This window comes from Streptomyces inhibens, assembly GCF_003389455.1.
Classification (GTDB): Bacteria; Actinomycetota; Actinomycetes; order Streptomycetales; family Streptomycetaceae; genus Streptomyces; species Streptomyces inhibens.
Map to the genome: position 1 here is coordinate 1 of NZ_QUAC01000231.1, position 24,024 is coordinate 24,024.

The 24,024-nt window shown below is 70.9% G+C and carries 17 protein-coding genes and 2 pseudogenes; 11 read left to right on the forward strand and 8 right to left on the reverse strand.

All coding sequences use genetic code 11. The annotated features are described in order from the left end of the window. The 4 genes and pseudogenes from DY245_RS28955 to DY245_RS28965 all read right to left on the reverse strand — a co-directional run. Window positions 1-243 (reverse strand): annotated as a pseudogene (locus tag DY245_RS28955) (bifunctional S-methyl-5-thioribose-1-phosphate isomerase/methylthioribulose 1-phosphate dehydratase); the annotation flags it as partial. Continuing rightward, a complete protein-coding gene (locus tag DY245_RS46860) occupies window positions 240-368 on the reverse strand; it encodes an S-adenosylmethionine synthetase N-terminal domain-containing protein (protein WP_244943323.1) in 129 nt (42 codons plus the stop codon). The gene DY245_RS46860 and the pseudogene DY245_RS28955, both read right to left, overlap by 4 nt. A 44-nt stretch (window positions 369-412) precedes the next feature. Continuing rightward, window positions 413-4,600 (reverse strand): annotated as a pseudogene (locus tag DY245_RS28960) (non-ribosomal peptide synthetase); the annotation flags it as partial. A gap of 86 nt (window positions 4,601-4,686) precedes the next feature. Further along, complete coding sequence (locus DY245_RS28965; RefSeq protein ID WP_128510182.1) at window positions 4,687-5,874, reverse strand: MalY/PatB family protein; 1,188 nt, start codon at window positions 5,872-5,874, stop codon at window positions 4,687-4,689. Between the two features lie 359 nt (window positions 5,875-6,233). Between DY245_RS28965 and DY245_RS28970 the strand changes: the two genes are divergently transcribed. The 4 genes from DY245_RS28970 (at window position 6,234) to DY245_RS46870 (ending at window position 10,858) form a co-directional block, all read left to right on the forward strand. Next, window positions 6,234-9,356: a non-ribosomal peptide synthetase gene (locus DY245_RS28970; protein ID WP_181923915.1), complete on the forward strand. Its 3,123-nt coding sequence runs from the start codon at window positions 6,234-6,236 to the stop codon at window positions 9,354-9,356. Window positions 9,357-9,436: 80 nt separating this feature from the next. Further along, a complete protein-coding gene (locus DY245_RS28975; protein ID WP_128510184.1) occupies window positions 9,437-9,661 on the forward strand; it encodes an MbtH family protein in 225 nt (74 codons plus the stop codon). A 64-nt stretch (window positions 9,662-9,725) separates the two neighbouring features. After that, window positions 9,726-10,257: VOC family protein (locus DY245_RS46865; RefSeq protein WP_244943324.1), on the forward strand; the 532-nt coding region annotated here is incomplete at its 3' end. A gap of 28 nt (window positions 10,258-10,285) precedes the next feature. Then, the gene (locus tag DY245_RS46870) at window positions 10,286-10,858 is read left to right on the forward strand and encodes a VOC family protein (RefSeq protein WP_342354221.1); all 573 of its coding nucleotides are present in this window, start codon (window positions 10,286-10,288) and stop codon (window positions 10,856-10,858) included. 53 nt (window positions 10,859-10,911) lie between these two features. Here the strand turns inward: DY245_RS46870 and DY245_RS28985 are convergent, their stop codons facing one another. Then, window positions 10,912-11,844, reverse strand: a complete 933-nt coding sequence (locus tag DY245_RS28985) for a LuxR C-terminal-related transcriptional regulator (RefSeq protein WP_244943325.1) — start codon at window positions 11,842-11,844, stop codon at window positions 10,912-10,914. 216 nt (window positions 11,845-12,060) lie between these two features. On the opposite strand from DY245_RS28985, the gene DY245_RS44745 reads away from it, so the two are divergent. The 5 genes from DY245_RS44745 to DY245_RS29005 all read left to right on the forward strand — a co-directional run bounded on the left by DY245_RS44745 (window position 12,061) and on the right by DY245_RS29005 (window position 16,850). Then, on the forward strand, window positions 12,061-12,231 hold the full coding sequence (locus tag DY245_RS44745; RefSeq protein WP_181923916.1) for a hypothetical protein: 171 nt from the start codon (window positions 12,061-12,063) through the stop codon (window positions 12,229-12,231). A 187-nt stretch (window positions 12,232-12,418) separates the two neighbouring features. Then, window positions 12,419-13,078 carry an LmbU family transcriptional regulator gene (locus DY245_RS28990; protein ID WP_280525007.1) on the forward strand — a complete coding sequence of 220 codons (660 nt, stop codon included), beginning with the start codon at window positions 12,419-12,421 and terminating at the stop codon, window positions 13,076-13,078. Window positions 13,079-13,207: 129 nt separating this feature from the next. Beyond that, a complete protein-coding gene (locus DY245_RS28995; RefSeq protein WP_425329451.1) occupies window positions 13,208-14,233 on the forward strand; it encodes a TauD/TfdA family dioxygenase in 1,026 nt (341 codons plus the stop codon). Between the two features lie 60 nt (window positions 14,234-14,293). Then, the gene (locus DY245_RS29000; protein ID WP_128510186.1) at window positions 14,294-16,075 is read left to right on the forward strand and encodes a non-ribosomal peptide synthetase; all 1,782 of its coding nucleotides are present in this window, start codon (window positions 14,294-14,296) and stop codon (window positions 16,073-16,075) included. 16 nt (window positions 16,076-16,091) lie between these two features. Continuing rightward, window positions 16,092-16,850, forward strand: coding sequence for a thioesterase II family protein (locus DY245_RS29005; RefSeq protein ID WP_128510187.1), 759 nt, complete (start codon window positions 16,092-16,094; stop codon window positions 16,848-16,850). A 12-nt stretch (window positions 16,851-16,862) separates the two neighbouring features. Here DY245_RS29005 and DY245_RS29010 read toward each other — a convergent pair whose 3' ends face one another. After that, window positions 16,863-18,059: an MFS transporter gene (locus tag DY245_RS29010; protein ID WP_128510188.1), complete on the reverse strand. Its 1,197-nt coding sequence runs from the start codon at window positions 18,057-18,059 to the stop codon at window positions 16,863-16,865. A gap of 416 nt (window positions 18,060-18,475) precedes the next feature. Between DY245_RS29010 and DY245_RS29015 the strand changes: the two genes are divergently transcribed. After that, entirely contained in the window at window positions 18,476-20,428 is a 1,953-nt protein-coding gene (locus DY245_RS29015) for a B12-binding domain-containing radical SAM protein (protein WP_220377958.1), read from the forward strand. A gap of 152 nt (window positions 20,429-20,580) precedes the next feature. Here DY245_RS29015 and DY245_RS29020 read toward each other — a convergent pair whose 3' ends face one another. After that, complete coding sequence (locus tag DY245_RS29020; RefSeq protein WP_244943327.1) at window positions 20,581-20,997, reverse strand: hypothetical protein; 417 nt, start codon at window positions 20,995-20,997, stop codon at window positions 20,581-20,583. Between the two features lie 312 nt (window positions 20,998-21,309). On the opposite strand from DY245_RS29020, the gene DY245_RS29025 reads away from it, so the two are divergent. Then, window positions 21,310-22,704, forward strand: a complete 1,395-nt coding sequence (locus DY245_RS29025) for an NsdA family TPR-like regulatory protein (protein WP_128510189.1) — start codon at window positions 21,310-21,312, stop codon at window positions 22,702-22,704. Between the two features lie 162 nt (window positions 22,705-22,866). On the opposite strand, the gene DY245_RS29030 is transcribed toward DY245_RS29025, so the two are convergent. Further along, a complete protein-coding gene (locus tag DY245_RS29030) occupies window positions 22,867-23,559 on the reverse strand; it encodes an ATP-binding protein (protein WP_244943328.1) in 693 nt (230 codons plus the stop codon). Between the last annotated feature and the right edge of the window lie 465 nt (window positions 23,560-24,024).

Sequence of the window (24,024 nt, forward strand, 5' to 3'; positions counted from 1 at the left end):
CCGCACCGCCGGCTCGTCGACGCCGCCGTGGGGCCCGGCGTGCCGCCGGGCGGACAGCGCCACACCGAGCGCACCGGCCAGGCCGATGGCCGGCGCGCCGCGGACGGCCAGGGTGGCGATGGCTTCGACGACCTCGTCCACCGTCCGCAGCCGGAGCTGCCGGTAGGCATGGGGCAGGACGCGCTGATCGATGGTGACGATCGCTCCGTCCTCCCAGGAGAGGGAGGTCTGCTGGGCGTTCACGGGGCTTCCACCGCCCGCCCAAGAGCCGTATCGCCGTACGTGTCAAGGGAGTTGGGGTCGATGCCGGTGAGCTGGTCGGGGTGTCCCTCGGTGACGGGCTCCGAGGTCGATCGGCGGCGGGACATGATCCTCCTTGCGGCGGCGGACGGGGGTCGGGCCGGCGGCCGCGTCAGCTCGGGTGGGTGGCCTTGAGCGCGGCCTCGATGACCGGACCGACCTCCGGCATGGCGGCGGTCTTCACGATGCCGGTGTGCTCGCAGCGGACGGCGTGGGTGTCCACCCGGCCGCCGAGCAGGGTGCGCCATGCCTGCGACGCGGGTCCTGCGGGGTGTTCCCGGTCTGCCGCGTCGAAGCAGAGCACCTGCCCGGTGAAGCGGCCCGGCCGGTGCTCCGCCAGCGCCCGGACGTTCTGCCGCGCGACCTGGAGCAGGCCGGCGACGGTCCGGTCGTCGAGGGAGTCGAGGGCGCTGCCGGCCGCGCGCAGCGCGCTCCTGAGGACCGCGGCCCCGGGAAGACCGCCCTCGTGCGGCGCGGCCGGGCCGATGCCGTCCAGCGCGAGCGGGACCAGGGTGCCGGCGTCGAGTTCCGTGCCCCAGCCGAGCACATCACCGGGGTAGGAGTCGAGCAGCACCAGCAGGGCCGGCTGCTCGCCCTGCGCCGCCAGATCGACGGCGATCTGCTGGGCGACCGTGCCGCCGAAGGACCAACCGGCAAGGATGTAGGGGCCGTCCGGCCGGATCTCGCGGAGCCGCGCCAGATATCCGGCCGCCAGTTGGGCGACCGTGCGCGGGCCGACCCGGTCCTCGGCGAGCCTGGGGTCCTGGAGCGCATGGACCGGGTGCCCGGCCGGGATGTGCCGCAGCAGCGCCGAGTAGCACCAGCTCAGACCGTTCGCCGCGGGGATCAGGAAGACGGGGGCGAGAGCGCCGTCGCCGCGGAAGGTGAGCACCTCGCCGAGGTCCCCGCCGTCGGCGCCCGCGTCCAGCAGCGGGCTCAGTCCGGCCACGGTCGGGGCCTGGAACAGCGCGTGCACGCCGATCTCCACGCCGAGTACGGACCGGATCCGGTTCACCAGGCGGGCGGCGAGCAGCGAGTGCCCGCCGAGTTCGAAGAACCCGTCGTCGATGCCGACCTGGGGCACCCCCAGGATCTCGCCGAAGAGCCGGCACAGGATGACTTCGCGGGGGCCGCGCGGCGCCCGGCCGTGCTCCGCCGCGGTGAACCGCGGGGCCGGCAGCGCCCGGCGGTCGAGCTTCCCGTTGGCGGTCAGCGGGAGGGCGTCCAGCGTCAGCAGCGCGGCGGGCACCATGTAGTCGGGCAGCCGGTCGGCGAGCCGGGCCCGGAGCCCGGCCACGTCGACGGCCGGCCCCTCCGGGCTCGGCACCACATAGCCGACCAGCAGCTTGTCGCCGTCGGTGCCCTCGCGGACGGCGACAGTGGCCTGTCCGACGCCGGGCAGCGCCGTCAACGCGGCCTCGATCTCCGCCGGTTCGATCCGGAAGCCGCGGATCTTGACCTGGTCGTCGGCCCGGCCGAGGAAGATCAGCCGGCCCCGGCCGTCCCAGCGGACCAGGTCGCCGGTGCGGTACATCCGCTCGCCGGGGCCGCCGAACGGGCAGGCCACGAAGCGCTCGGCGGTCAGTGCGGCGCGGCCGGTGTACCCGCGCGCCAGGCCCGCCCCGGCCAGGTAGAGCTCGCCCACCGTGCCGGCGGGGACCGGACGCAGCGCCCCGTCGAGCACATAGGCGCGGGTGTTGTCCATCGGACGGCCCAACGGCACCGTCCCGCCGGCCTGTTCGCCGGGCCGCCAGGACGTCTGGGTGACGCACAGCGTGGTCTCGGTCGGGCCGTACAGCGCCCGCACCGTGGTGTCGGGGCAGGCCGCCAGCACCCGGTCGACGGCCTGCCCGGACACCGCGTCGCCGCCGGTCAGCACCTCGCGTACGGGCGCGAAACATCCGGCGTGCTCCTCGGCCACCGCGCGGAACAGGCCCGCGGTCAGATGGACATGGGTCACCCGGTGCCGGCCGATCAGCCCGTCGAGGGCCGCCCCGTCGGGCGTGCCCGGGGGCGCGACCACCACACAGCCGCCGTTGAGCAGCGTCACCCAGATCTCGTAGGTCGACGCGTCGAAGGCGTGCGGGGCGTGGAACAGCACCCGGTCGCCCGGGCCGACGCCCCAGCACGCGTCCCGGGCCAGGTCGAGTACGCCCTGGTGGGTGGTGCCGATGCCCTTGGGCTCGCCGGTCGATCCGGAGGTGTGCATCACGTAGGCCAGCTGGTCCGGTCGTACCGCGGGCAGGGCGGCCGGGGGGCCGTCCGCCGCCGTCGCCCCGGCGCCGACGGTCAGTACGGTGTGCCCGGCGGCCGCCGGATGGCCGTGCAGCGCCCGGTCCGCCAGCAGCACCGGGCTGCCGGCCTCCGCCACGGCCGCCCGGATCCGCGCCACCGGGTGGGCGGTGTGCAACGGCAGATACGCCGCGCCGGCCTTCAGCACCGCGAGCTGCGCCACCAGGAGGTCCGCCGACCGCTCCATCAGCAGCGGTACGGCCGAGTCGGCGGACACCCCCGCCGCGATCAGCGTGCGCGCCAACCGGTCGGCGCGCTCGGCGAGTTCGGCGTAGGAGAGCGTGGTCTCGTCGGCGATCACGACGAGGGCATCGGGCGCGGCGGCCGCCCGGGCGTCGAAGGCCGCGACGACCGAACCGGGCTCCGAGGGCCGCACGGCGCCCTGCCACCGGCCCGTCACCTGGTCCCGCTCCGCGTCGGAGAGCAGGTCCAGTTCCCCGATCCGGCGCCGGGGACCGGCCGCGGCCCGGCCGAGCAGCCGGATCAGCCGCTCGCCCAGCGCCCGCGCGGTGGACTCGTCGAACAGACCGGTGCCGTAGGTGAGGGAGAGTTCGAGCAGGCCCTCGGCCCGCCGCTCGTCGAAGGCGAACTCCAGGTCGAACTTGGCACCTTGGGCCTGCGCCCGGTCCGTCACACACTCCGCGCCCGGCAGCTCCAGACCCAGATCGCCGCCGTCCGCCCAGGAGAGCATCACCTGGAACAGCGGATGCCGGGCGAGCGAGCGGGGCGGCTGCAACTCCTCGACGAGCCGGTCGAAGGGCAGGTCCTGGTGGTGGAACGCCGCCAGGTCGGCCTCGCGCACCCGCTCCAGCAGCTCGCCGAAGGTCGGATCGCCCGAGGTGTCGGTGCGCAGCACCAGGGTGTTGACGAAGAATCCGATCACCTCGTCGAGGATCTCGTCGGACCGGCCGGACACGACCGTCCCCAGCGGGATGTCGGTGCCCGCTCCCATCCGGGTCAGCAGGGCGGCCAACGCGGCCTGGACCACCATGAGTTCGGTCGCATGGCCGTCGCGGGCCAGTTGTCTCATGCCCTGTCGGGTGGTGTCGTCGACGGGTATGCGCAGCGCGCCGTACGCGGCGCCGGCCCGGGCCGGTCGCGGACGGTCGGCGGGCAGCGGCACCTCCTCGGGCAGCTCCCGCAGTGCCGCGCTCCAGTGGGCCAGCGCTCGGGAGACCGCGCTGTCCGGCGCGGACTCCTCGTCGAGCCGGGCGCGCTGCCACAGCGCGAAGTCGGCGTACTGGACCGGCAGCGGCTGCCACTTGGGCGCCCGGCCGTGCAGCCGCGCGGCGTAGGCGACGGACAGATCCCGGCCGAGCCGGCTCACCGACCATCCGTCGCAGGCGAGGTGATGCACCACCAGGACCAGTACGGAGCGGCCCGGACCGGACCTGAACAGTTCGGCGTACAGCGGCAGTTCGGCCGTGATGTCGAAGACATGGGCGCATGCGGCGGCCACCGCGGCGGCCAGTTCCGCCGGGGCGCAGTCGGTCACCGGCACCCCGATGCGCACCTCGTCCGCGGGCCGGACATGCTGCGTCGGCTCGCCGTCCAGCTCACCGAACAGCGTCCGTAGCGCCTCGTGCCGCACCACCACATCGCCGAGCGCGGCGGCCAGCACCCGCTCGTCCACCTCGCCGGTGATCCGGGTGACCACCGGCACGTTGTAGGTGGCGCTCGGGCCCTCCAGCCGGTCCAGGAACCAGAGGCTGCGCTGTCCGGAGGAGAGCGGCACGGATGCCGGCCGCGGCGACACCCGCACCACGGGGCGGCGTACGGGGTCGTCGGCGCCGAGGTGTTCGGCGAGCCGGGCCACCGACTGGTTGCGGAACAGCGCCCGCACGCCGATCTTGACCCCCAGGACGGCCCGGATCCGGTTGATCAGCCGGACCGCGAGCATCGACGTCCCGCCCAGGGCGAAGAAGTTGTCGTCGACCGTCACGTCGGGGACTTCGAGGATCTCGGCGAAGAGGCCGCACAGGATCTCCTCGCGCGGACCGCGCGGCGCGGCGCTGTGACCGTCCAGTGTCATGGGGAAGACCTCATCCGATGGGGAACAGACTCCTTGCCGGCCGTCGGCGCATGCCCTGGGGGTCAGCACCCCAGCGCGCCGCGGATTCTGCGCAGCAGCTCGGCGAGCACGGGGGGCGGGGTGGCGAAGTTCAGCCGGACGAACCCCTCCCCCTCGCTCCCGAACAGCGAGCCCGGCATCAGGAGGACCTTGGCCTCGCGCGCGAAGAAGTCCGAGGGCTCCTCCCCCAGGCCGAGCGCGCGGCAGTCCAGCCAGGCCAGATAGGTGGCCTCGGGGAGCACACAGCCCACTTGGGGCGGGAGGTGTTCGGCCACCGTGTCCCGGTTGCGGCGCAGCACCGTCATCACCTGGTCCAGCCAGCCGTCGGCGCCGGTCCAGGCAGCTTTCAGCGCATCGACGGCGAGCGCGCTCACCTGTCCGAACAGCAGGCCCTGGTGGTCGTCGACGGCTTCCCGTACCGCCTTCACACCGATGTGCGCGACCGCGCAGCGGACACCGGCCAGGTTGAAGGTCTTGCTGCCCGAGGTGAGGGTGACCGTCCGCTCGGCGATCTCGTCGGAGAGCGAGGCGAACGGGATGTGCCGGTGGCCGGGGTGGACGAGGTCGGCGTGCACCTCGTCGACGACGACGAGCAGGTCGTGCTCGACCGCCAGCGCGGCGATCTCCAGCAGTTCGTCGCGGCGCAGCACCCGTCCCGTCGGATTGTGCGGGTTGACGAGGAACAGCGCGCGGCACGGCGGCCCCTGACGCCCCATCACCTCGTCGCGCAGCCGGTCGATGTCGATCCGCCACTCGCCCTCGCGCAGCCGGATCGGGACCGTACGGGGGACCCGCCCCAGTTTGCCGATGGTCTGCTCGAAGGGCGGACACACCGGTGTGTGCAGGGCGACGCCGTCGCCCGGTGCGGTGCCGAGCTGGAGGACGACCTGCATGGCCTGGTTGATGTCGGTGAAAAGCCGGACATGCGTGGGGTCCGCCGCGAAGCCGTGGCGGCGGTGCATCCGCCGGGCGAAGACCTCGCCGAGCGGGCCGCCCTCGGACATGTCGTACCAGGCCGGATAGCCGAGATCGGTGTCGACCCGGCGCAGGACCGCCTCCCGGATGGCGGGCGCGATGGGGAAGTCCATGTCCGCGACCCAGGCGGGCAGCACACCGTCCTTGGCCACCGCCCATTTCTCTCCGTCGCGCCGCGACAGGGTGGCGATGTCGAGAGAGTCCGGATCGGTCCACTCCGCTGCCCCGGCGCTCATTGCGTCCTCATCTCGTCGATGCACTCCAGACGCCCCCAAATGCGCTCTCCAGAAATGCGAAGGGAATTTACGGAAAGGCGATTCGGCAGCCCATTCAACCCGTCGCAAGGAATCCGCACAAGCAATGTCCGGTGTCCCGCCGGCGGGACAGCCAAGTACCGTCCCGTCCACCTCGTGTCCAGCTCAAGTCCCCCTGCCGCGCGCTCCTTGACACTGATTCGGACACCGACCTACGTTGCCGTTCGCTGTCACCGGACCGCAGTGAAAGCCGAATGCGGAGCAGCCCACCTCGTCGCGCCGAAAGGGGATTCGGCTTGCCAAAAGCGCCGAGCACCATCACATCGGTATTCGCCGCGCGAGTGGGCGAGAACAAGGATTCCACCGCGGTCAAGCGGGGCGGGGCCACACTCTCCTACGGCGAACTCGACGAAATGAGCGACGCCCTCGCACGGGCGCTCACCGGCCTCGGTGTGGCGCCCGAGGACCGCGTCGGGATCTTCATGGAACGTGGTGTGGAGGTCATCGTCGCCCTGGTCGGCACGCTGAAGTCCGGCTGCGCCTATGCCCCGCTGGACATCCGCTCCCCCGCGGCCCGGCTGCGGACGATCATCGCCGAGTGCGACACCCGGCTGGTCCTGGTGGACACCGAGGCCCGCGCGGCCGCACTGCGCGAGTCCTTCGGCGACGGCCCGGAGATCCAGGTCATCGGCGATCTGCTCACCCGCGAGCTGCCGAACTTCGCCGGGCACCCGCCCGTCCGGCCGCAGCAACTCGCCTACGTCATCCACACCTCGGGGTCGACCGGCCGCCCCAAGGGCGTGGCGATCAGCCATCAGGACGTGGTGGCGTTCGCGGCCGACGACTGCTGGGCCGGCATCGACCGGCGCGTCCTGCTCCAGTCGCCGCTGGAGTTCGACGCCTCGGTGTATCAGATCCTGGTTCCGCTGCTGCGCGGCGGCCGGGTGGTCGTCGCCCCGCCGGGACGACTGGACCCGGCCACGATCGTGCGGACCATCGCCGAGGAGCGGATCACCTCCACCTTCATCACACCGTCGATGTTCAATGTGATGACGGAGGAGTCCCCGGACGCCTTCGCGCACGGCTGCCAGGTGTGGATGGGCGGCGAGGTGGCCTCCCCCAGCGCGGTCGCACGGACGCTGCGGGCCTCCGGTCCGCACTCGGTGGTCAATGTCTACGGCCCGACCGAGGTGACCGTCTTCGCCACCCGTCACCTGGTGACGGAGGTGGGCGACGGCCCCGTCCCGATCGGCTCCGAACTGGCCGGCGTACGCACCTATGTGCTGGACGAACGGCTGCGCCCGGTCGGTCCGGACGTGGTGGGCGAGCTGTATCTCGCCGGCCGGGGTGTGGCCCGGGGCTACTGGGCGCGGCCGGAGCTGACCGCCGGCCGCTTCGTCGCGGATCCGTTCGCGCACGACGGTACGCGGATGTACCGCACCGGCGATCTGGTGCGCCGCCGCGCGGACGGGCTGCTGGAGTACTTCGGCAGACAGGACAACCAGGTCAAGCTCCGCGGCTTCCGTATCGAGCTCGGTGAGATCGAGCACCAGCTGACCCGCCGCGACGAGGTGGCCCGGGCCGCGGTCGTCACCCTCCCCGACAAACACGGTGACCAGAACCTGGTCGGGTATGTCGTACCCGCCGCGCCGGCCACCGCCGACAGCGTCGGGGACGACTGGCGGGCCCGGCTCCTGGACGGGCTGCGTACGGCCCTACCGGGCCATATGGTCCCGGCCGCCCTGGTGGTCGTGGACCGGCTGCCGCTGACCAACAACGGGAAGCTCGATGTGCGTGCGCTGCCCGCGCCGGTGTACGAGGGCGCCGGGCGGGCCCCGCGCACGGAGACCGAGCGGCTGCTGTGCCAGGTGTTCGCCGATGTCCTGGGGGTGGCCCGGGTCGGCATCGACGACAGCTTCTTCGAGCTCGGCGGGCACTCGCTGACCGCGACCCGGGCGGCGGCGGCCATCGCGTCCGTGCTCGGCGTCCGCCCCGGTCTCCAGGACCTGTTCGCGGCTCCGACCGCCGCCGCGCTCGCCGCCCGGCTGGGGAGCCCGCAGGCCGCCGGCTCACCGGGCCGTATCCCGCTGGTCGCCACGCCCCCGGAGGGCCGTATCGAGCTCTCGCACGCCCAGCGGCGGCTCTGGCTGCTCTACCAGCTGATGGCGGACGCCGACCCCGGCTATCACATCCCGCTGGTCTTCCGGCTGCACGGGCCGGTGGACACGGAGGCGCTGCGCGCCGCACTCGGCGATGTGACGGCACGTCATGAAACCCTGCGCACGGTCTTCCCTGCCGACGGCGAGACCACCCATCAGCTGATCCTCGATCCGTCCGACGCCCGGGCCCCGCTGACCGTCACCGACTGCCGGCCGGCCGAGCTCGACGGGCTGCTCGCCAGGGCGGTGCGCGCCCCCTTCGACCTGGAGTCCGAGCTGCCCCTGCGGCTCACGCTCTTCCGCACCGGCGAGGAGCACGTACTGCTGGTGGTGCTGCACCACATCGCCGCCGACGGCTGGTCCTTCACCCCGCTGTTCCGCGATCTCTCCCGGGCGTACGCCGCCAGAAGCGCGGGCACGGCACCGGAGTTCGCGCCGCTGCCGGTCCAGTACCGGGACTACGCCGCCTGGCAGCGCCGGGTGCTCGGTGACCGCAGCGACCCGCACAGCGTCCTCGCCCAGCAGCTGGGCCACTGGAAGACGCGCCTGGCCGGCATACCCCTCTGTACGCCGCTGCCCGGTGACCGCCCCCGGCCGGAGATCGCGGGCGGCGAGGGCGCCGTGCTCGACTTCGAGATCCCGGCCGGTCTGCGCCGCGCACTCGACGCGCTCGCCCGGTCGAGCGGCAGCACGCTGTTCATCGTTCTCCAGGCCGCGCTGGCCGGTCTGCTGACCCGGCTCGGCGGCGGCGAGGACATCGTCGTCGGCACACCGACCGCGGGGCGCTCCGACGAGGCCCTGGACGACCTGGTCGGCTTCTTCGTCAACACCGTCGTGCTGCGCACCGACACCTCCGGCGACCCCGCCTTCGGCGAACTGCTCCGCCGGGTGCGCGAGGCCTGGATCCCCGCGTACGCCCACCAGGACGTCCCCTTCGACCTGCTGGTGGAGACGGTCAACCCGCCGCGGAGCCTGGCCCACCACCCGGTGTTCCAGATCGCGTTCGGCCTGCTCAACACCGCCGGCTCGGCGCTCGAACTGGACGGCACCGCCCACCACTGGCGGCTGGCCGGCACCGGCGCGGCGCGCTTCGACCTCGCCTTCGACCTCGTCGGCCGCACCGACCGCGACGGCGCCCCCGGCGCCCTGGACGTCAGCCTCGAATACGCCACCGATCTGTTCGACCACGCGACGGTACGGCGGCTGGCGGACCGGTACCTCCGGCTGCTGCGCGAGGTGGCCGCCGCCCCGGACCGGCGGCTGAGCGCGCTCCCCCTCGACGACGATCCGCCGCCCGCCGACTGACCGGACCGGCACCTCCCTCCTCCCTCTCTCCCTCCCTCTCCCTTGTCCCTTCCGCCGACTCCGATGAGAGGTAACCGCCCATGAACCCCTTCGACGACGAGCACGGCACCTTCAAGGTCCTGATCAACGCCGAGGGCCAGTACTCCCTGTGGCCGTCGTTCGCCGAGGTACCGCAGGGCTGGGAGGTACGGCTGTCGGACAGCGGGCGGGCACGGTGCCAGGCGTACATCGAGGAGCACTGGACCGATCTGCGGCCGGCCTCGCTGATCGCCGCCATGGCCGCGGCACCGGACCCGAGGAGCTGACCCGGGTGGGCCTGGAACTGCCGGCCCGGGAGCATCCATCCCCCAGCCAAGGAGACCTGTTCAGATGACCCACGCCGCCGAAGGCCCCCTCGACGGGCTCGCCATCGACCACATCGGCTTCGCGGTCCGCGATCTCGCCGAGGCCGCGGAGCCGTTCACGGACCGCTATGGATTCGCCGTCCTGGCCGGCCCCTCCGACACTTCCGGCGAGCCGGGCGTACACACGACGGTCCTCGGCACCGGCGGCATCAGATGCGTGCTGACCAGCGCACAGGACGCCGATCACCCCGCGGCCACCTACGTCGAGCGCCATGGCGACGGGGTCTGTGACATCGCACTGCGCACGACCGATGCCGCGGCCGCGTTCGCCGAGGCGGTGCGGCGCGGCGCGCAGCCGGTGGCCGGTCCGGCCGAACACGACGGTGTCACCACCGCCTCGATCACCGGATTCGGCGATGTGACCCACACCTTCGTCCAGCGCCCGGCAGCCGCGAACTCCGCGCCGCCGCCCGGGATTTCGCCGTCGGCCGCGGGACGTCCCGGCCCCAAGGACACCGGGCTGCACGAGGTCGACCACATCGCGGTGTGTCTGGAGCNGGGCTGCACGAGGTCGACCACATCGCGGTGTGTCTGGAGCCGGGACGGCTGGGGCCCACCGTCGAGTACTACGAACGCGCCCTGGGCTTCTCCGCGGTGTTCACCGAGCGCATCATCGTCGGCTCCCAGGCGATGGACTCGATCGTGGTGCAGAACGACGCCGGCACCGTCACGCTCACGCTGATCGAACCGGACACCACACGGAAGCCGGGCCAGATCGACCGGTTCATCACGGCCCACGGCGGCGCGGGCGTCCAGCATGTCGCCTTCACCTCGGACGACATCATCAAGTCCGTGGGGCTGCTCGCCTCGCGGGGCATCGAGTTCCTGGACACCCCGAGCACCTACTACGACCTGGTTCCCGGCCGCCTGACCCTCTCCCGGCACTCCGTCGACGAGCTGCGGGACCTGAACATCCTGGTCGACCAGGACCAGGACGGGCAGCTGCTGCAGATCTTCACCCGGTCCGTGCACCCTCGCGGGACCCTCTTCTTCGAGGTCATCGAGCGGCTCGGCGCCCGCACGTTCGGCAGCGGCAACATCAAGGCCCTCTACGAGGCCGTCGAGCTCCAGGAGAACAGGTCGCGCGCCGCGCGGTGAGCGCACCGCGGTGCTGCCGGGCCGGTGGCCTCTTCCGCTGCGTACGCGCGCCGTCAGAAACGTTCCTCCGGCGGGGGGAGCGGGGCCGGCTCCTCCAGCCACAGGAGCCCGGAGGTCGCCAGCAGATAGCCGAGCTGGGCGCGGCTGCCGCTGCCCAGTTGCGCGGACACCCGGCTGATGTGCTTGGCCACGCTGCGGCGGCTCATCCCCATCCGGCGGGCGATGGAGTCGTCCGTCTCTCCGGATACCACGGCCTGTAATATCGCCCGCTGCACATCGGAGGTGATCAGCGGGGACCGGGCCGGTACGCCGCCCGGGTCGACCGGCACCGACCGGGCCCAGGCGTTGTCGAAGAGCGCGGTCAAAAAGCGCAGCAGCGCGGGGTGGCGGATCTGTAATGCGCTGTCGCTCCGCTCCTCGGAGGTGGGGATGAACGCCACCTCCCGGTCGCAGATGATCATCCGCTCGAAGACCTCGACCAGGGTGTGCACCTCGGCACCGGCCGCGGTGACCTTTTCGATATAGGCCAGCGTCGGCTGGTGGGAGCGGACGGTGTGCTGATAGATCGTCCGCTGCCGGACCCCGCGCGCGAGCATCCGTACGTCGCGCTCCAGCGCCTCGCCCAGCAGATGCTCCGGGCGCCCGCCGCCGGGCTGGGTCGTCAGCAGCGCCTCACGGCAGCCGTCCACGGCGGCCTCCAGGGCGTTGCTGATGACGGTTGCGCCGGTGAGTACGGTGAGCGTCGGCCGTTCGCGCTTCCTGGCGTCGTCGTAGGTGCGTCCGAAGGCGGACAGCGCGGCCTGGACGGACCGGTAGGTGCGCTGCTGATCGGCGATCGCCTCTTCTATCGGACGCAGCGCCGCGAACGCCGCCGTCTCCGGCGGAACGGGGGTGGTGACGCCCGGCGAACGAGGATCCTCGGCGACCAGACCGAGTGCGCGCAGGCACGGTGGTGCGGCCTCCCGGCACACTGCCCCCTCACGCAAAATGCGCCGATAGTAGCTCAGCGCGTCGCCGCAAACACGACCCGGAAGTAACTCACCCCAATTGCACCGACATCGACCCACTTCTTCATCGTTCACAACTATGCAGGTTACATTTGTGCACCCCTTGCATCGGCCAACGATCAGGACGGGCCGAAGAGGATAGCGGCGCCAGCCACACCCTTGGCCGCACTATGGGGGACCACAATGCGTCGCATCATGGGCGTTGTTACCGTCGCCGCCGTCCTGGCTACCGCCGTCGGATACGGAATTAACCATTCCGCTCCGACCGTGAAGAGCGCGGGCCACCTCAACTCCGGCGCCACGGGCGTCATCTTCGGCGACTCGGCCTGGGGCCGTGCCCCGGCGCCGCACACCGGGCCGTTCTGAGGCCCCGTTCGAGCACCTCACCCACTCGCGTTCGACAGCGCTCGCGCGGTGGTCCGTCCGTACGTCCGACGGTCCCGCGCGTGAGGCTGAACGATTCTTCCCGGCGGCGGGGCACGGCAGACCTCAGGCGCGGTCCGGCCGTTGCGCGACGCCGTCCGGTTCGAAGCAACCGCACCGAGGAGAAGCTTTGAGCACATCGTCCGCAGCATGGGGCACCGCACCACGCGCCGGGTCGGCCAAGGAACTCCCCTTACGACAGCCCCGGCACGGGGCGATGAACGGCGCCGCCAGGGGGGTCTTCGTGACCCGCGTCGGCCTCCAGATACCCGCCGCGGTCAGCTACGACATCTGGGAGAGCGCGGGCCGGCGGATCTCGGCCGTCGCCAACTCGTCCGCCTGGTGTCTGGGCGACTGGCTGATCTACGGCCAGTCGCGCTACACCGACCGCTACCGCAGGGCCGTCGACGCGGTGGGCCTCGACTACCAGACGCTGCGCAACTACGCCTGGGTGGCCAGGAGGTTCGAGGTGTCCCGCCGGCGGGACACCGTCAGCTTCAACCACCATGCAGAGGTGGCGTCACTGCTGCCGCATGAGCAAGACTACTGGCTCAACAGGGCCCAGGAACTCGGCTGGTCGCGCAACCAATTACGGGCGAACGTCCGGGGCGCCAGGGAAGAGGAACCGGCCGCCGACCGCAAAACGGCTTCCGTCGGCATCCAGCTCACGCCGGAACGCATCGCCCGCTACCGCGCGGCCGCGGAGCGCAGCGACAGCAGCCTCGAATCCTGGATGGTGGACCGGCTGGACCTGGCCGCCAACAACGCCCTCGGCGCGTACGGCGGCTGACCCGCGCCCGCTCCGGAATGCCGCACCCCCTTCCTCCGCGGCCAAGGTCCGCCGCCGGCCCCCGCCGCGCCCGGCCGAGCGTCCTGGCCTTCGCCGATCGCCTTCGGAATCGCAGACTGAAAGGTGCTGATCGTGAGTCGTGCAGATGTGCCGGATTCCCCGTCGCTCCACTGGGAGACCGTTCCGGGCAAACCCGCCTCGACCCGGGTCCGAGGCGTCACCGATATGGCCGGGGCCCGCGCCTGGCTGGCCGCGGCCCGCCCCGAACTGACCAAGGCGCTGCACACCTATGGGGCGGTCCATCTGCGCGGCCTGCCCCTGGCGGGGGTCGACGATGTCGCCGAGGTGCGCGACGTCCTCATCCCCGAGGCCACGCCGTACCGCGAAAAGGCCACCCCCCGCAGCGACTTCGGCAAGGGCGTCTACTCCTCCACGGACCTTCCGGCGTCCCAGCGAATCCAGATGCACAACGAGAACAGCTACACCCTGACCTTCCCCGGCCTGCTGCTGTTCGCCTGTCTGACCGCGCCGGAAGCGGGCGGCGCCACGCCGGTGGCCGACTGCCGCAAGGTCCTCGACGGGCTCCCCGCCCACCTGGTGGCGAAGATGCGCTCGGCCGGCTGGCTGCTCAGCCGCAGCTACTCCGACCTCATCTCCACCGACTGGAAAAGCGCGTTCGGCTCCGAGGACCCGAGCGAGGTGGAGCGTTACTGCGCGGACAACCTGATCGCGCACGCCTGGCAGGAGGACGGCAATCTGCGCACCGGCCAGGTGCGGCCCGGCATCATCACCCATCCGATCACCGGCGAGGAGGTCTGGTTCAACCACCTCGTCTTCTGGAACGAGTGGTCGCTGGACGAAGAGCTCAGGGAAACCCTGGTCGACGAGTTCGGGCGGGACGGGCTCCCCTTCCACACGGCCTTCGGCGACGGCGGCACGCTGACGAAGGAGGACCTGGCGGCCATCCAGGCCGCCTACGACGCGGCGACGGTCCGCGAGACCTGGCAGGTGGGCGATCTGCTGCTCGTCGACAACATCCTGACCGCGCACGGCCGCGACCCCTTCCTCGGCGACCGCAAGATCGCGGTGGCCATGGGGGCGCCCGTCGAGCTGTCCGACTGCCGTCCCACCGTCGAACCCGCCGCCTCGTTCTGACGGACCACGGGACCGATCACCGAGCACCCCTCATCTCCGCGGGGCACAAGGAGTGTGTTCATGGCTGACCTCAGCCGGAAGCCGGCCGATGCGCTGCTGCGCTTTCGTCAGGCCGTCCGCGACCACCCGGACCGGACAGCGGTACGGGGCGGCGACGAGGCCCTGACCTTCGCCGAACTCGACCGTCGTACCGCACGGCTGGCCCGCACGCTGGCCGCTCACGGGGTCGGACGCGGCGACCGGGTCGGCGTCGCGCTGCCCCGCGGGGCCCGGCTCGTCGTGGCACTGCTGGCGGTGTGGCGCGCGGGCGCGGCGTACGTACCGCTCGATCCTCAATACCCGTACGCCCGGCGCGTGTTCATGGCGCGGGACGCCGGTCTCCAGGTGCTGCTCGCCGAGGAGGGCACCCTGCTGGAGTCGACGACGGTCTTGGTCATCGATCCGTCCGACCTGGCCGAGCCGGCCGGCGACGCCCTCACCGGGGACGTGACCTCATCCCCGCTCGACCCCGCCTACGTGATCTACACCTCCGGTTCGACCGGCCGGCCCAAGGGGGTCGAGACGTCGCGCGGCGGTGTCGCCTCCCTCCTGACGGCGCTCGAAGACGTGGGCGCCTACGCATCCGAGCCGCGGGTCGTCGCCTGGAACGCCAGCGTCTCCTTCGACGCCTCCGTCCAGCAGTGGGCGCGGGTGTGCAGGGGCGACACCGTGGTCGTCCTCACCGACGAGGACCGCAAGGACCCGGCCCGGCTCGGCGCCCTGCTGGACGAGCACCGGGTGACCGACCTCGATCTGACGCCCTCGCACTGGGAGTTGCTGCGCGGCCCGCTCACCGCGCCACGGGCCGACGGCCGGACGCTGCGGCTCTTCATGGGCGGCGAACCGGTGCCCGAACGGACCTGGCGGGAGATCGCGGAGCCGGCCGGCCTGGAGGGCCTGAACCTGTACGGCCCGACCGAATGCACGGTCGACGCCACCGCCGCCTGGATGACCGGCGAGGTGCCGCACCTCGGCGGCGCACTCCCCGGCAACCGGCTGTATGTGCTCGACGACGAGCTGAGCCCCGCTCCCGAGGGCGTCGACGGCGAGCTGTACATCGCCGGACCGCGCCTCGCCCACGGCTATGTCAACCGCCCGGGCCTGACCGCCGAGCGCTTCGTCGCCGACCCGTTCGGCGCGCCCGGCGCGCGGATGTACCGCACCGGCGACCGGGTCAGGCGTACCCCCGACGGAAACCTCGCGTTCCTGGGGCGGGCCGACCGTCAGCTGAAGTTCCGGGGCTTCCGGATGGAGCCGGGCGAGATCGAGTGCGTGCTGCGCTCGCACGAGGAGGTCGCCGGCGCCGTCGTCGTGGTGCATCACGACGGCCCGGCCGGCGAGCAGCTGGTGGCGTACTGCGTACCCGCCGGCGACACGGTGCCGAGGGCCGGACAGCTGCGGGAGCATGTCGCCGCGGCGCTCCCGGACTTCATGGTGCCCTCGGCGTATGTGCCGCTGAGCGCCCTGCCGCTGACGCCCAACGGCAAGCTCGACACGGACGCGCTGCCCCTGCCACAGGACGTCGCCGAGGACGCGCAGGGTACGGCCGCCGAGCCGGACGGCCCGTTCGAGAAGCTGATCGCCGAGGTGTGGTCGGAGGTGCTGGGGAAACGGCGGATCAGCGCCGATGACGACTTCTTCGCCCTGGGCGGGCACTCGTTGATGGCGCTTCGCGTGGTGGGCCGCCTCAAGCGGAACCTCGGGGTGGTGATCTCGGTCAAGGAGGTGTACCGGCACCCTCGGCTGCGGGATCTGGCTCATCACGTGGAGACCCGCAACGACTCGTCCGCGCCGCCCCGTTGAGAAAGGGACCCCCTCCATGCAGGACACCATCGTGGTCCGCCCCCGGCCGCTGCCGACCGCCTCGAAGCGGCTGGTCTGCCTCGGCTTCTGCGGCGGCGGCGCCGGCTCGTACCTCGCCTGGGCGGACGTCATGCCGCCGGGCGTCGAGCTGGCTGCGGTCTGCTATCCGGGACGCGAGGGCCGCTTCGCCGAGGACTTTGCCGGCGACTGGGACGAGCTGGCCGAGGACGCGGTCGCCGCGGTGCTCTCCGCCACGGATCTGCCCTATGTGCTCTTCGGCCACAGCATGGGCGGCTGGATGGCCTTCGATGTCGCGGCCCGGATCGAGGAACAGGGCGGCCCGGCCCCGGAGTCGCTCGTGATCTCCTCGGCGAACGCCCCCAGCCGGGGCCTGACCGTGCAGGACATGTTCCCCGCGCAGCACAACTCCGACGACGAACTCATGGACTGGATGAAGACCTTCGGGCTGATGCCGGAGCATGTGCTCGGCGATCCGGACCTGAGCGAGATCGCGCTGGAGCTGATGCGGGCCGACATCCGTGTCCGCGACTCCTTCCACCACCGGACGGGGGCGACGGTGAGCGCGCCGCTACAGGTGCTCACCGGCGCCGCCGACGAGGTGATCGATCCCCGGACGGCGCAGCAGTGGCGGAAGCTGGCGACCGGACGGTTCCGGCACGATGTGCTGCCGGGCGGGCACTTCTACACCCCCGAGGTGTGGCAGAGCCTGCCCTCCCGTATCGCCGCGCTGGATGCGGGGTCGCTGACGGGCTGAGCCGCCGGGCGCCTACTGCTCGGCCGGTGCGTACGCCTTCGCCCGTACGAGCCGTACCTCGCCGACCGCGCTCGCCACGGTCAGCAGGAGCGTCAGTACCACCCCCGAGAGGATCGCGGTGCTGGGCAGGGCGATGCTCAGCACCGCTCCGGAGAGCGATGCGCTGGCGGCATAGCCGACCCCGACCGCCGAGTACATCATCGAGTAGCCGGCGGCCAGGGCGCTCTGCGGCAGCACCGCCCGGAGCCCCAGCGCCCGCGTCACCTGCAGTCCGGCCTGCAACAGGCCGGCGACGACCAGGGCCACCGCGACGGCGGCGAGCGACGGGATCACCGCGGCCGCGGCCACGCAGGCCGAGACGCCCAGCAGCAGCACGAGGCTCTGGGTGCTGAGCCGGCCCGGCCAGCTCCGCAGCCCGTAGAGCAGCGCTCCGGCCGCCGCCGCCAGCGAGTAGCCGGCCAGCAGCGGGCCCGACCAACTGACCGCCAGGCCACGCTGTTCCAGGAGGGCGGGCAGCACGAGTTCCGCGAGCGCGAGCAGCGACATGGCCGCCGCGCCCGATACGTACACCGGCCAGGCCGTGGCGAGGGTACGGATCACCGAGACGCCCGCGCGGTCGGACTCGTCCGCCTCCCAACTGCCCGGCAGGGCCCACAGCCCGGCGACGGACAGGGCCATCAGGGCCGCCGCCAGCAGCAGTGGCGCGTACGAGGCCACGCCGAACGCGAGGCCGCCGGCCGCGGCGGGCGCGGCAGCCCAGACCGCATACGTGAGCGTGGCCTCCGCGCTCAGCGCCTTGGGGACCAGACCGGTGTCGACATGCTCGGTCAGCAGGGCCCGCAGACCTCCCGGGGACGCGGCCGGTGCCGCGCCCGCGAGCAGCGCGAAGGCCCCCAGCACCAGGTCGGGCGCGCCGGGCAGGATGCCGAGTCCGGCGAAGGCCACCGCGCCCGCACCGAGTCCGCCCGCCAGATGCCGCCGCGCCCGGTCGGGCCGCAGCCTCGCTCCCAGCAGCGCCGCGCCGATAACCTCGCCCACCACATACACGGCCGCCAGTTCGGCGCCCAGCACATATCCGCCGGGCCGTTCCCGTACGAGGAAAACCAGGGCCAGCGGTGCCATCGCCACGGGCATACGCGCCGCAACGGCGACCGCGGCCCAGCTCAGCACCGGCCGGGTTATGAGTGCGCGATAGGTCGTGCTTGCCATCCACGGACTGTATGTCCGCCCATAAATGGCGGACAAGCCGACGGGGCCGCACCGCTCCATAAACAACCGGACGGCCGGACCATGGCGCGGAAAGGTTGCTCTGCCTCGGGGTAAATGGATTACTTTCCTCCATCGCGCCGCTCGAACAAGCCGACCGTCCGTCCCACCGCCGGAAGAGGGCCTGTGCGTATTCACGATCGGAATCCGTATGCGTCCCGGGTCTTCGCGTTCGGCATGAGCGCCCCACTGGGGAGGCGCCCTCACGGCCGCCAGAGGCGTACAAACCCCCATGAAACAGGACAGACGCCTAGGGCGGTCGCCCCCACCACAGCCGCCGGAAAGGCGTAATGCAGTGTGGCTGCCTGGGCCACATGAACGAGAACTCCCCCGTCTTGATCACCCATCAGGAGTTACCCATGTTCATAAGCCAGACGGTCGTTCACGATTATTTCCGCACCGCCGCTGACATGGCTGCGGATTCCGCACGGGAATTGGCGCAGCTTCGCGATTCCCGGATCGCCGGTCTGGTCGCCCGGGAGGGCTGCACAAAACCCGCCGAGGTGCCCTGGAGCGCGCGCAGCTTCCCGGTACTCTCGGCACTCGCCCCGGTCATGACCTCACCCGAAGGCGAAATCACCTACCCGGGCGACCCCATGTGCCTTTATGCGGCGCTCAGTGTTCCCGTCGACAGCGCCCTGCGTTCCGCCCGGCTCGGCGTGGGAAAAGATACGCCGTTCAGCGATCTCTGTCCCGACTGGGGAAAACCGCCGACGAAGAGCCGCCGGCTGACCGCGGAACACGGCCTGCCCTCCCAGCGCGCGACCGGGGGGACGTCCGACGCCACCGTCTTCGACCCACGGGTGTGGGACGAGGAGGCGCGCGCGGAATTGCGGGCCGAAGTACGCCGCCACCGGCCGAAGGTCTTCCTCGTCAGTACGGTGTCCCCCGGCCATCGGTACGCGCTGGAGATGGCACGTATCGTCAAGCGTGAAATGCCCGACTGTCTGGTGGTGTTCGGCGGGCGCCATATGGACGAGACGATGACCTATTCGCCGGCCAAGCGCTCCGTCCTCCTGGAATACAGCAGCACCCTGCAGGCCATCGACGACCGGCGCGCGGAAGCCGTGGTGGACTTCTGTGTCAGCGGCGAGGGCCACTTCGCGCTCGACCTCCTGATGAAGGCGATCGCCCTCGCCATGGACCTCGACCGCACCCGCGCCGAAGTGACCGAGGTGGTCCGCGTACTGAAGCTCCTCGGAGCCGCCGGTATACGGACGCCGGGGAACTCGCTGGTGTGCGCACTGGACGCGACGACGGTGCACGCCTTTCCCATAGCCGGCGAAAAAATCGATCTGGGCGAACTTCCCTCCCCCTACCAGGGATTCGCCATCCGGTCCCGCTTCCCGGTCTTTCCGCTGCCCGACGGCACACCCGCCCGGACCGCACACATGACCGTGTCCAACGCCTGTCCGTACCACTGCGATTTCTGCTCGGAATCCGCCTTGGTCGTCGGCCGGTTGAAGCGATTTCGAGGATCGGCGGCCGAGACCGCGCTGGAGCGGATCTGCGAATACGTCAGCTACGGGGCACAAGCCGTCTTCTTCGACGACTCCATCTTCTGGACCGGGTCCTTCCCCCTCATGCGGGAATTCTGCGAACTGCTGCGCTCGGCCCGCACCGTCGCCGGCCCGGAGAAGCTTCCCGAGCGCTGCCGCCGATGGATCACGGAGGAGGGCGACTGGGAGCGGCTGCGCAACCTCCAGTTCGGCTGCCAGGTGACCGCCGACCTGCTGACCACGCTCCACAAGGAGCAGGAAGTGCGCGACGTCCTGACGGCGTTGCGTGACGCCGGCTGCACCTACCTCTACATGGGCATCGAGAGCATGTCGACGGATGTCATGCAACATGTGCACAAGAACATCCGGCGCATCACCGAATTCCCGTGGAAGGCGAAAGTCCGTACCGCGCTGGAACGCATCCGCGATGCGGGGATCCCGGTCGGCAGCTCGGTCCTGTTCGGTCTCGAAGGGGAAACCCGCGAGACCATCGAGGAGACCGTCTACGAGGTCGGACAACTGGTCGACGACGGACTCATCGTGCTGGCCAGCCCGAACATCCTCACCTACCACCCGGCCACGAAGATCACTCGCGCACACGACATGCACGACAAGCTCGACTACCACTCCCCCGACATCGACAACCGGCCGCCCTACATCTTCTTCGAGGAGGCGTTCCCCGGTGTCGTCTCCCGGCGCCTCACCGAGGACGACATCTGGTTCATCCACGAGGAGACCGCCAAGCGCTGGGGCGCCATCCGCAACTCGGCCGAACCCGACGTCAGAAGAATGGAACAGGCCGGCACCGCATAACCACCCCCTCACCGGCCCCCGCACCGAACCACCTTGCCCGTTGCCGTCACACCACCACCGTGACGCCAACGGGCAAGAGCGTTCCGGGCGCTTCTCCGACGGCACGGCACACCACACCGGCCCCCGCGCCCGCTCACCGTCGTGGAGCCGTCTCAACCGGTGGCGGGACCCAGGCGGGAACGGACGAACGGTCCCGTTGCGCACACGAGCAAGGCGAAGGCGGTGAGCCGCTGCAAACCCGGCTCGGCGAAGAAGTCGCTGTGCTGGATGCCGTATGCGGCATACCAGTTCGCCGCCAGGTCGGTCGCCATGATGGCGCACATCAGGTCCACCCCCGCCCGCCTCCCGCCGACCAGCAGCAGGGCTGCCAGCGAGTCGAAGACCGCCAGCGAGGACCAGAACAGGTTCAGCCATTCCGGAGCCCAGCGGTAGGGGTGCAGGCCGCTGTGGACGAGGCCGGTGAGGTGGGCGGCGGCTCCCACGAAAACCAGCACGCCGGCGTACACCACGACCATCGCCACCACCCACCATGGGGCTTTCCGCATCCAACCGGTCACACGATCGATCATCTCAGGGTCTCTGTGGCCGTCGCTCATGGGCAGCTCCCGGACGTGCGGAGGGGCGTGTGTTCCTCAGGGGTTGTGCGCGGTGCGTGCCGGGTTGTGCTGGACGGATCAGCGGGAGCGCGTAAGGCAGTCCGGCGCAAGCGCGAAGCGCCTGGAGCCTCCTTGTGCATCCTCGCCACTGTGCGCGATGCCAAGGCAACGACTTGACTTTGGTCATCGCGATTCTGTCCCGAATGGTGGGTAATGACTGTCCAGTCACAGTCTCTACGGATATGCCAACGTGAAACGTTGGCGGCATGTGCTTGGAGGCACACCATGGCCGCCCGACCACTCGTCGCGCGTCAGATCAACCAGCGCCTGCGGTCGCTGATCCAGGAAGCCTCGATGTCCAACTCCGGGCTGGCCCGTCAGGTGAACGTCTTGGGAGAGGAACAGGGGCTGGATCTGCGCTACGACAAGACATCCGTGAGCCGGTGGCTGAGAGGTCAGCGTCCGCGGGGCCGGGTCCCGGCCATCATCGCAGAAGCGCTCAGCAGCAAGCTCGGCCGGACGGTGTCGACGGAAGAAATCGGCATGGCCAACGGCAACAGCGTCACCTGTGGGGTGGGGCTGCACTTCGCGGCGACGGTGGAGGACACCCTGGCCCAGGTCCGCGAACTGTGGCACATGGACGCCGAGTCCAGGGGGCTGCTGTCCCGCTCCGCCATGACCGCCTCGGCCCTGGTCGAGCCCAGCAGGGACTGGCTGGTCAGCTCCTCGGACCCACAGGTGGCCCGCAGCCGGCGGCTGGGGCCTCGGGTGGGGATGACCGACGTGGAGCTGGTGCGGGCGACCACACAGGCGCTGGTGGAGCTCGACCACAGGGTCGGCAGCGGCCATGTGCGGCCGGTCGTCGTGGCGTGCCTGAGCAGTGTGCTGTCCGGGCTGATGGACGGGAGTTACGGCGAGACCACCGGGCGGCATCTGTTCGCCGCGGCCGCCCGGCTGACGGAGCTGGCCGGCTACACGGCTCTGGACACCGGTCAGCCGGGCCTGGCGCAGCGGTACTACATCCAGGCACTGCGCCTGGCGCAGGCGGCCGACGACCGCGGCTACGGCGGCTACGTACTGGCGGCCGGCCTGAGTCATCTCGCCCTCGGCTTCGGCTGTTCCCGGGAAGCGGTTCAGCTCGCTCGGGCCGCCCAGGAAGGCACCCGGGGGCAGGCGCCACTGGCCGCGCGGGCCATGTTCTATGTGACCGAGGCGCGCGGATACGCCCTGCTCGGCGACGCACGTACGTGCGGAATACTGATGGACAAGGCCACCGAGGCGATGACGCACGTCGATCCGGACAACACTCCTGACTGGATCGCACATTTCGACCGGGCCTATCTGGCAGACGAGTTGGCGCACTGCTACCGGGATCTGAAACAGCCGCGCCTCGCCGCCCGCCGGGCCGAGGAGGCGCTTGCCCGGCACTCCCAGACCCGGGTGCGCCGCCGGACGATCGACCTGCTGCTGCTCGCCTCCGCGCTGGTGCAGGCCGGCGACATCGAAGATGCGTGCCAGGTGGCGAAGCAGGCGATCACTCTGCTCGCCAGGCTGCGGTCGGCGCTCGGCGAGCGTTACCTGGAGACGTTCCGGAGTGAGCTGGCGCGCTGCAGTGACGCGGATCCGGTACGCGAATTCGACGCGCTCGTGCAGGAAAGCGGAGTGCGGGTGCCGCTGTAACGACCGCCAAGGGGAGGGCACATCGGGGGATACGGCGGCCTGTCACAGTGGCGCCGACGGCCAGGTGGCTCGTCCGGTCCCGTGGGGAGGAATGCGGAACCGGTGCCTGCCTGACCGTCGGCTGTCGGGGTTCCACCCCCAAGGGGGTGAAGTGGCAAGGGATTACCGGTCGCTGGTCGCGACCTGCCTTGCCGATTCCGGCCCTTCGTCGTGCACCAGAGAGCCTGTTTCCCGGCCTTGGGGGGTACGTTCCCGCCCCTGGGTGGGAAGCTCCATCCGGTTCGGGTAATTGCCGCTCTGCCGTCGGGAGTTGCCGTCGTGCGCGTTCGTTACGGCTCCGCACTCATTCCCCGCTTCGGCCGTGAGTGGCACCGCTGCCCACACGGTGCAGCTGTTGTCGGCCTCTACTCTGCGCCCCCATTTCGAGGACGACTTGGCGACCAGTTCCAGACCGCGGCCATGCTCCTGCCCCTGCCCCGGGCGGCGCATTCGTGGCACTGATGGCGTGCCTCCACGGTCGTGCACCTCGACATACAGGAGGTTCTCCGACCTCCACAGTCGGCAGGTGATGCGGTTGCTGGCGGAATACTGGATCGCGTTGGTGAAAAGCTCCGACAGGACGAGCAACACCAGATAGCGTGTGTCGGCATCGTGGATCCGATGTCCGTCCAGCCACGTACGTGCCAGGCTTCGGCACACCGGCACCGCCCGCTTGAGCGGTGGCAGATGAAGCACTACGCGCTGCGCCGAACGCCAGCAGTCGGTTGGGATCAGGGCGCTCGCCGCCGCGGGCCAGCTGTCGATGTGCCGGGCGGTCAATATGACTTCGGCCCCATGCATGGTGGTGGGTAACACGACTACCCCTTTCGTACGTGCCTCACGGACCCCGATGCCGCTTTCGCCTTGTGAGGCTACCGGCGCCATCCTCGCTCTGTTCCGCCGACGGATTTCGGAGTTCACCGGGCCGCCGCGTACTGGGATTCCGCACCTCGATTTACCTCATTCATTCAAGCAGTGCGCAGGCCGTCCCGGAAGGCGCACAGCGAAGCGAAGAGAGCAACCTGGAATATTGAGAGGTGAAGTAATATCAGCACAAGAAAACGGTTGTGCATTGACAGAAATATGCCAGAAGACGACGGCATCTTGAAGATGACGACCAGGTGGCGGCGGGGCGACGGAAAGACAGCCGCCGGAGCGCAGGTGAATTAACAATTGCCGGGCCGGTGCGCCCAGTTATGTATGGTACTGGTTCCGCCCGGTAAATTCAGGAAGCACGCCTGAACAAATCGGCGTTCGGCGGGCACATGAATGTGCCCGCCG

Bases quoted from the DNA above. Each gene is read 5' to 3' on its own strand.
- DY245_RS28965 (WP_128510182.1), bottom strand. From the start codon at position 5,874: ATGAGCGCCGGGGCAGCGGAGTGGACCGATCCGGACTCTCTCGACATC.
- DY245_RS29020 (WP_244943327.1), bottom strand. From the start codon at position 20,997: ATGATCGATCGTGTGACCGGTTGGATGCGGAAAGCCCCATGGTGGGTG.
- DY245_RS28975 (WP_128510184.1), top strand. From the start codon at position 9,437: ATGAACCCCTTCGACGACGAGCACGGCACCTTCAAGGTCCTGATCAAC.
- DY245_RS29015 (WP_220377958.1), top strand. From the start codon at position 18,476: ATGTTCATAAGCCAGACGGTCGTTCACGATTATTTCCGCACCGCCGCT.
- DY245_RS29010 (WP_128510188.1), bottom strand. From the start codon at position 18,059: ATGGCAAGCACGACCTATCGCGCACTCATAACCCGGCCGGTGCTGAGC.
- DY245_RS44745 (WP_181923916.1), top strand. From the start codon at position 12,061: ATGGGCGTTGTTACCGTCGCCGCCGTCCTGGCTACCGCCGTCGGATAC.
- DY245_RS29000 (WP_128510186.1), top strand. From the start codon at position 14,294: ATGGCTGACCTCAGCCGGAAGCCGGCCGATGCGCTGCTGCGCTTTCGT.
- DY245_RS29005 (WP_128510187.1), top strand. From the start codon at position 16,092: ATGCAGGACACCATCGTGGTCCGCCCCCGGCCGCTGCCGACCGCCTCG.
- DY245_RS29025 (WP_128510189.1), top strand. From the start codon at position 21,310: ATGGCCGCCCGACCACTCGTCGCGCGTCAGATCAACCAGCGCCTGCGG.
- DY245_RS46860 (WP_244943323.1), bottom strand. From the start codon at position 368: ATGTCCCGCCGCCGATCGACCTCGGAGCCCGTCACCGAGGGACACCCC.